Source organism: Streptomyces globisporus (assembly GCF_003501885.1).
GTDB lineage: Bacteria > Actinomycetota > Actinomycetes > Streptomycetales > Streptomycetaceae > Streptomyces > Streptomyces globisporus_D.
The window spans coordinates 22,739-30,373 of record NZ_QWFA01000075.1 but is presented as its reverse complement, the minus strand read 5'-3'; the positions used below and the strand labels follow the sequence as shown (position 1 = coordinate 30,373).

Here is a 7,635-nt window from a genome sequence, read left to right as displayed (position 1 = left end):
GGGTGCCGGGGGTCAGCCAGATGAGGCTGGGGCCGGTGACGGGGGTGCGGCGGCCGTCGGGGCCCTTGAACCAGCCGGTGCCGGAGTTGACGATCACGGCGACGTGGTGGTCGAGGGTGCGGGGTCCGACGGTGGGCAGCGCGCCGTGCTGGAGGCCGACGCCGAGGCAGACGAGGCCCAGGCGGTGGTGGAGCGGGCTCGGGGTGAAGAAGCGCATCCAGGTGTGGTAGGTCACGGTCTTCCCCTCCCGGGTGTGGTCCGTCGGTTCCGGTCCCGGCGGGTCCGTTGCGTCCAATCAACAGCGATCTTTGTCCATGGACCCGGTGCGCGCCAGAGGTGACAGTGGTCGGACCAATCGACCCGGGGGCCGCCGGGTGCGGCCGAGCACAGGAGCGTAACTGCACCATGACCGACTTCACCGTGGGGGACGACGGGTTCCGGTTCGAGGGGAAGCCCGTACGGCTGCTGTCGGGCGCCCTGCACTACTTCCGGGTGCACGAGGAGCAGTGGGAGCACCGGCTGGCGATGCTCGCCGCGATGGGCCTGAACTGCGTCGAGACGTACGTGCCGTGGAATCTGCACGAGCCCCGGGAGGGCGAGGTCCGGGACGTGGGGGCGCTCGGCCGGTTCCTGGACGCGGTGGAGCGGGCGGGGCTGTGGGCGATCGTACGGCCGGGCCCGTACATCTGCGCCGAGTGGGAGAACGGCGGCCTGCCGGTGTGGGTGACGGGCCGGTTCGGGCGGCGGGTGCGGACCCGGGACACGGAGTACCGGGCGGTGGTGGAGCGATGGTTCCGCAAGCTGCTGCCGCAGGTGGTGCGGCGGCAGGTGTCGCGGGGCGGTCCGGTGGTCCTCGTCCAGGCGGAGAACGAGTACGGGAGTTTCGGCAGCGACGCGGTGTACCTGGAGTGGCTGGCGGGGCTGTTGCGGCGGTGCGGTGTGACGGTCCCGCTGTTCACGTCGGACGGGCCGGAGGACCACATGCTGACCGGGGGTTCGGTGCCGGGGCTGCTGGCGACGGCGAACTTCGGTTCGGGGGCGCGGGAGGGCTTCGCGGTGCTGCGCCGGCATCAGCCGAAGGGCCCGTTGATGTGCATGGAGTTCTGGTGCGGCTGGTTCGACCACTGGGGGGCCGAACCGGTGCTGCGGGACGCGGAGCAGGCGGCGGGGGCGCTGCGGGAGATCCTGGAGTGCGGGGCGTCGGTGAACATCTACATGGCGCACGGGGGAACGAACTTCGCGGGCTGGGCCGGGGCGAACCGCGGTGGCCCCGTGCAGGACGGGGAGTTCCAGCCGACGGTGACGTCGTACGACTACGACGCGCCGGTCGACGAGTACGGGCGGGCCACGGAGAAGTTCCACCTGTTCCGGAAGGTGCTGGAGGGTTACGCGCGGCGGCCGTTGCCCGCGCTGCCGCCGGAGCCGCAGGGGCTGGCCGGGCCGGTACGGGCGGAGTTGACCGGGTGGGCGGGGCTCGGGGACGTACTGGAGGCGCTGGGCGGTCCGGAGACGGAGTCGGGGGTGCCGCCGACCTTCGAGGAGCTGGGCGTGGACCGGGGTCTGGTGCGCTACCGGGTGGCGGTGCCGGGGCCGCGTCAGGCGTATCCGCTGGGCGCCTCGGGTCTGCGGGACCGGGCGGTGGTGTACGTCGACGGGGCGCGGGCCGGGGTGCTGACCGAGGAGTCCGGCACGCTGCCGGAGCCGGTGGCGGGGCCCGCGGAGGTCGAGCTGTGGGTGGAGTCGCTGGGCCGGGTCAACTACGGGCCGCGGCTCGGTGAGCCGAAGGGGGTCACGGGCGGGGTGCTGCACGAGCGGCAGTATCTGCACGGGGTACGGGCCCGGGGGCTGCGGCTGGACGCCTTCGAGGCACCGGGCGCGGTGGCGGCGCTCCCGTTCGGGCCGGTGGGAGCCGCAGCGGAGGCGGGCGAGGCGGGGCGGACGGGACTGTTCCGGGGGGCGTTCACGGTCGAGGGCGCTGCGGGTCTCGGCCACGCGGGGCTCGAACTGCCGGGCTGGACGCGCGGGTTCGTCTGGGTGAACGGCTTCTGCCTGGGCCGGTACTGGTCGGCGGGCCCGCAGCGGACCCTGTACGTGCCGGGCCCGGTGCTCCGCGAGGGCGCCAACGAGGTGTGGGTGCTGGAACTGGAGGACGCGGGCGGGCCGTGGGTGGAGCTGGGTCCGGGGGTGCCCGCCTAGCGGGCACCCCCGGGGTGGTTCGGCGATGACCGCCGGGCTGACGTCCGGCGATCGGGTGGATCAGGCCTGTCGTCCGACGGTCGGGGCTCAGGTCTGAGCGGTCCGGCGATCGGGGTGACTCAGGTCCGAGCGGGTGGGCCGCTCCGCGTGGGGTCGGAGCCGCTCCGCGTGGTTCAGAGCGAGTCGGCCGCGGAGGCGATGTCGGCCGCGAAGTGCGAGACCTGGGTGTAGACGCCCGGGTAGTTCGGGCGGGCACAGCCCTGGCCCCAGCTGACGATGCCGACCTGGACCCAATCGTCGGAGTCGTCCTTGCGGAACATCGGGCCGCCGGAGTCTCCCTGGCAGCTGTCGACGCCACCGGTGTCGAGGAGGCCGGCGCACAGTTCCTCGTCGGCGACGAGGTTGCTGTAGGCGCCCTGGCAGTCGGAGTCGGAGACGAACGGGACGTCGGCCTTGAGGAGGTGGCGCTGCTGACTGCCGCCTTCCTTGTCGGCGCCCCAGCCCGCGACGGTGAAGGTGCCCTCGTCGTAGGTGGCGTCGGTGGCGATCTTCAGGGTGGGCTGGTCGATCGGCTTGTCGAGCTTGATCAGCGCCCAGTCCTTGCCGGTGCCGTTGTAGCCGGGGGCCTGGAGGACCTTGGTGGACTTGACCGTGATGGCGTCGGGCGACTCGAGGTCGGCGACGCCGCCGGTGACGGTGATCGAGGTGTCGTCGCCCGAACCGTCCACGCAGTGGGCGGCGGTGAGGACGATGTCCTGGGTGTAGAGCGAACCGCCGCAGCCCATGGAGAGCCGGACCATGAACGGGAATTCGCCCTGTTCGGCGCGTTCCCCGCCGACGATCGGCTGGGGGGCGGCGGAGGCCGGCTGGAGGCTGACGGTCGCGAGGGCGACGGCGGCTATGGCGACGGAACACCTTTTCAGCGCGCTCAGAAGCTTCACAGATGCCTGCTTTCGTGGGGGGATCTCGTGTGGGGGGTTGCTGTGGGAGGTTGCCGTACCGCGTTGCCGTGCAGGACTTCCTGTACGAAGAGCTGGAAGTGCCGACGTGCTGCGGGTCGCGCGGTCCGGCGCGCATGCCCCTGCCGGGTGACGACCTCCGGCACGGAAACCGAATTGGTCATGTACTCGACAAGAACGCTCCGATTATCGGTACCGGGTGACCGCTGACACAAGGTGTAGTTTTCGGCCAAGATCACCCGGCGGCTTTCCGGCCCCTCTCCCCCGCCCGGCATACAGTGGAGATCCGTCGACCGTCGCGGATGGGGGATTCCGGCGTGACGAACAGTCCTCCGGGCGCACCCGTCGCCCACGGCTTTCCGCATCTGGACACGGTCCGCTCCGCGATCACGGCGCTCTACCGGCGGCTCTCGGCGGACGGCGTCCGCACCTATGCCACCAGCCTCGCGCCCGTCGACGCCGCATTCGCGGACGAGGACGATCTGCATCTGGGAGCCCAGCGGGTGGCGCGTTCCCTGGTCCAGCATCTGCGCCTCCCCGACGCCCGGATGATCGTCGGCTTCCGCGCGATGGAGCACGCGGCGAGCGTGGAACTGGCCGCAGGCCCCGAGTACTTCATCGAGCTGAACGACCGGTTCCGCACCCACCGCAGGGACATCGGGGCGGCGCTCGCGCACGAGGTCACCCATGTCCTGCTGCACCGACTCGGCCTGGAGTTCCCCGGCACCCGCGCCAACGAGATCCTGACCGACACGACGACGGCCTACCTCGGCACGGGCTGGCTGCTGCTGGACGCGTTCCGGGAGGACGCGACGTCCCGCCAGAAGCTCGGCTATCTGACCCCGGAGGAGTTCGGATACGTCCTGGCCAAGCGGGCGTTGGCCTTCGACGAGGACCCCTCGCCGTGGTTCACCAGCCCCCAGGCGTACACCGCGTACACCAAGGGGCGTCAGCGGGCGCTGGACGATCTGCGCCGACCTCCGCTGACCGCCGCCGGCTGGACGGGCCGCCGCCGCTACGCCAAGGACCGGCGGTACGCCCGGGACCACCCCGAAGCCGCCCCGGACCCGAACGTTCCGTACGTCTTCGAGACCGGCGCCGAAGGGCTGCGCGTCTCCTTCCCCTGCCCCACCTGCCACCAGCGCATCCGGCTCCCCGTCCGGGGCCGGGTCAGCGCCCGCTGCGGGCTGTGCCGTACGCGCCTGGAGTGCGACACCTGACCTCGGGCGTTGTCCGTGTCCGGCCGTAGGGTCGAAGGATGACGAACGAGCCGATCAGGGACGAACCAAGCCTGTTCGACGCGCTGTACGAGGACGAGAACACGGTCGTACGGGCGCTGCGCGCGGGTGCGCGGGCCGAGGCGAGCGACGAGGAGGGTACGACCGCGCTCTACACGGCGGCGGTGCAGGACCGCCCCGAGATGGTGCGGCTGCTGCTCGCGGCCGGGGCCGACCCCAACCGGGCGAGCGGGCCCGAGGCCGGTGATCTGCCGCTGTGCGGGGCGGCGTGCGGCGGGCACACCGAGGTGGTGGAGGCGCTGCTGTCCGCCGGGGCCCGGCCGGATCTGCGCGAGGAGTTCGGCTTCACCGCGCTGCGTTGGGCGGTCGGCCTGGGCCACGCCGCGACGGTCGAGGCGCTGCTCGCCGGGGGCGCGGACCCGCTGCTGCCGGGCCCGCAGGGCGAGGCGATGCTGGTGCTGGCGGCGCAGCGCGGCTCGGTGCGTACGGTACGGGCGCTGCTCGCGCACGGCGCGGCGGCGGAGGGGCAGGAGCCCGTGGTCGCGGTCGCCCTGGCCGAGGCGCGGCGCATCGCCGGGCTCGATCCGGAGCGGGAGCTGCTGCGGCGGCTGGAGGAGATGTACGGCTCCGGGCTCGACACGGTGGTGCTCCGCGAGCGGCGGGACGGCGAGGAGACCGTGGCGGTGGAGCTGCTCCGGGACGGGGTGCCGTCGGCGGGGATGGACCAGCACACGGGGCACGCGGAGATCGTGGCGCTGCTGGAGGGTCGGGCCTGAGGCGGACGCGCCCGGGTGGGCGTGAGGCGGGCGGGGGGACGTGAGGCGGGCGCGCGCGAGCCGGGCGCACCCGGGTGGGCGTGAGCCGAACGCGCCCGGGTGGGCCTGAGCCGAACGCGAACCGGACCCGCCCCTCCCCTCACCGTCCGCGCCGCCACGCCTCCCGTGTCAGCTCGTATTCCACTTCGCCGTGCTCGGAGCCCTCGATGACCTCCGGCCAGTCCTCGGTGTAGGCCCGCAGAAAGGTCAGCCCCGCCTTCTCCATCACGCGCCGGGACCCCGTGTTGACGGCCATGGTGTTGGCGGTGACCCGCTGGACCCCGAGGTCCGTGAACCCCTTGTCGACCAGGGCGCGTGCGCCTTCGGTGGCGTACCCGCACCCCCAGGCGGCCCGGTTCAGCCGATAGCCGAGCTCCACCACGGCGGGGTCGTGGTCGGCCAGCGGCCGGAGTTCGAACCAGCCGAGGAACGTCCCCGTCTTCCTCTCCCGTGCGATCCAGTAGCCACGGGTTCCGGTGCACGCGTGGTCGTGGAGGAGCCTCGGCAGGGTCCGGTCCCGGATGTCCTCGGGGCTGGTGGGCCGGCCGCCGTTGATGTACCGCATGACGGCGGGGTCGTTGTCGAGGGCGAGCAGGTCGGGGGCGTCGGCGCTCGTGGCGGGGCGCAGGACGAGCCGGTCGGTCTCCAGGAACGCCGGGGAGACCTCCGGTGCGGTGGTGAGGCGGAGAGTCAGTCCCTCCGGGCTCGACAGTCGTGAGATGCCCCCGCTGACGGTGACCAGTTCGCCGCCGAGCTCGCGGGCCCGGGCGGCGACGCGGTCCGGATCGCCCACGGCCACGGACAGCTCCCATTGCGGCGCGGTCCCGGAGGCGGCTTCCAGGAACGTGGCCCGGGCGAGCGGAGCGCCGGTCGTCCCGGTGTAGAAGTCCCGGGCCCGCTCCGGGTCCGCGCAGACCAGGACCATGTGGTGAGGGATCGCCGTGCCCTCGTCGGGAGGCGAGACCGGCCATCCCGCGAACCCCCGCGGCCGCCAGAGGGAGACGGCCGCGCCGACGGGGTCGATCAGGGTGGCGATCCGGCCCTGGTCACCCGCGTCGAAGGGCGGCAGGAGGATCTGTGCGCCGTTCTCCGCCGCCACGGCCGTACGGTGGTCCACGTCGTCGACCGCCAGGTAGTAGGCGACATGGGCGGGCAGGTCCGGCGGGTGGACGGGCTGCGCGAGGTCGCTCACGCCGCCGATCCGGTGGTCCCCGGCAGAGATCTTGACGGCCCGGCGCCAGTCCGCCTCGTCCACGGCGAAGTCCCAGCCCAGCGCCGCGGAGAAGAAGGCGGCGGTGCCGGAGGGGTCGCGGGTCTTGAGGTCCATCCAGCAGAACTCGTTCAGGGGGCCGTGCCGCGTCATCATGCGCTCCTCGGGTGTCCTGTGCTGGATACCGGGTTTCCGGACGTCCGCGCAAGCGAGTTTCCCCGAAGCCCCAGCGGCTGCGGCCCGCCTACGACGTCCCGTACACCTGCCCCGGTTTCTCCGCGTCCGCCAGCAGCTGGCGCACCGTCTCGCCCGCCTCGGCCGGGGATCTGCGCGCGTCCCGGTCGTCGGTGGGGCCGGGGCGCCAGCCCTCCATGACGGTGATGCGGCCCGCCGCGGCCTCGAAGACGCGGCCCGTCACCCCGTCGCTCGCGGCGGAGCCGAGCCAGACGACGAGGGGTGAGACGTTGGCGGGGTCCATGGCGTCGAACCGACCCTCCCCCGGAGCCGCCATCGCCTCGGCGAAGGTCTGCTCGGTCATCCGGGTCCGGGCGGCGGGGGCGAGGGCGTTGACGTGGACCCCGTACCGGCCCAGCTCGGCCGCCGCGACCAGGGTCAGGGCGACGATTCCGGCCTTGGCGGCCGCGTAGTTGCCCTGGCCGACGCTGCCCAGGAGCCCGGCGCCGGAGCTGGTGTTGATCACCCGGGCGGCCGGCGTGCGGCCCGCCTTCGACTCGGCGCGCCAGTGGGCGGCGGCGTGCTTGAGGGGCAGGAAGTGGCCCCTGAGGTGGACCCGTACCACCGCGTCCCAGTCGTCCTCGTCGAGGTTGACCAGCATCCGGTCGCGCAGGAAGCCCGCGTTGTTGACCAGGGTGTCGAGGCGGCCGAAGGCGTCCAGGGCGGTGGCGACCAGGGAGGCCGCGCCCTCGGCGGTGGCGATGTCGCCGCCGTGGACGACGGCTTCGCCGCCCGCGGCCACGATCTCGTCGACGACCGCGCGGGCAGGTCCGCCGGAGGGCCCGTCACCGACCGGGGTCCCTCCCCCGCCCCCGTCCGGTCCGACGCCGAGGTCGTTGACGACAACCCGGGCCCCTTCGGCGGCGAAGGCCAGCGCATGGGCCCGGCCCAGCCCGCGCCCGGCGCCGGTGACGGCGACGACCCGGTCCGCGCAGAGTCCGGCGCGGTGTGCGGTGGGTGCGGTCATCTCATCTCCCCTGGAA

At 73.3% G+C, this 7,635-nt stretch carries 5 protein-coding genes and 3 pseudogenes; 3 read left to right on the top strand and 5 right to left on the bottom strand.

What is annotated here, in order from left to right:
• Positions 1 to 217: pseudogene (locus D3105_RS16035) on the bottom strand (AraC family transcriptional regulator); the annotation flags it as partial.
• 188 nt (positions 218 to 405) lie between these two features.
• On the opposite strand from D3105_RS16035, the pseudogene D3105_RS16030 reads away from it, so the two are divergent.
• Positions 406 to 2,225, top strand: a pseudogene (locus D3105_RS16030) (glycoside hydrolase family 35 protein).
• A gap of 144 nt (positions 2,226 to 2,369) precedes the next feature.
• Here the strand turns inward: D3105_RS16030 and D3105_RS16025 are convergent.
• A complete protein-coding gene (locus D3105_RS16025) occupies positions 2,370 to 3,137 on the bottom strand; it encodes a S1 family peptidase (RefSeq protein ID WP_118903871.1) in 768 nt (255 codons plus the stop codon).
• Positions 3,138 to 3,457: 320 nt separating this feature from the next.
• On the opposite strand from D3105_RS16025, the gene D3105_RS16020 reads away from it, so the two are divergent.
• Together D3105_RS16020 and D3105_RS16015 are read left to right on the top strand one after the other, a co-directional pair.
• Entirely contained in the window at positions 3,458 to 4,375 is a 918-nt protein-coding gene (locus D3105_RS16020) for a hypothetical protein (protein ID WP_118903870.1), read from the top strand.
• Positions 4,376 to 4,413: 38 nt separating this feature from the next.
• Positions 4,414 to 5,169, top strand: coding sequence for an ankyrin repeat domain-containing protein (locus tag D3105_RS16015; protein WP_118903869.1), 756 nt, complete (start codon positions 4,414 to 4,416; stop codon positions 5,167 to 5,169).
• A gap of 139 nt (positions 5,170 to 5,308) precedes the next feature.
• Here the strand turns inward: D3105_RS16015 and D3105_RS35355 are convergent, their stop codons facing one another.
• The 3 genes and pseudogenes from D3105_RS35355 to D3105_RS16005 all read right to left on the bottom strand — a co-directional run bounded on the left by D3105_RS35355 (position 5,309) and on the right by D3105_RS16005 (position 7,619).
• Positions 5,309 to 5,920, bottom strand: a complete 612-nt coding sequence (locus D3105_RS35355) for a GNAT family N-acetyltransferase (RefSeq protein ID WP_412081008.1) — start codon at positions 5,918 to 5,920, stop codon at positions 5,309 to 5,311.
• A 348-nt stretch (positions 5,921 to 6,268) separates the two neighbouring features.
• A pseudogene (locus D3105_RS35350) lies at positions 6,269 to 6,535 on the bottom strand (VOC family protein); the annotation flags it as partial.
• A 127-nt stretch (positions 6,536 to 6,662) separates the two neighbouring features.
• Complete coding sequence (locus D3105_RS16005) at positions 6,663 to 7,619, bottom strand: SDR family oxidoreductase (protein WP_118903868.1); 957 nt, start codon at positions 7,617 to 7,619, stop codon at positions 6,663 to 6,665.
• Positions 7,620 to 7,635: the final 16 nt, after the last annotated feature.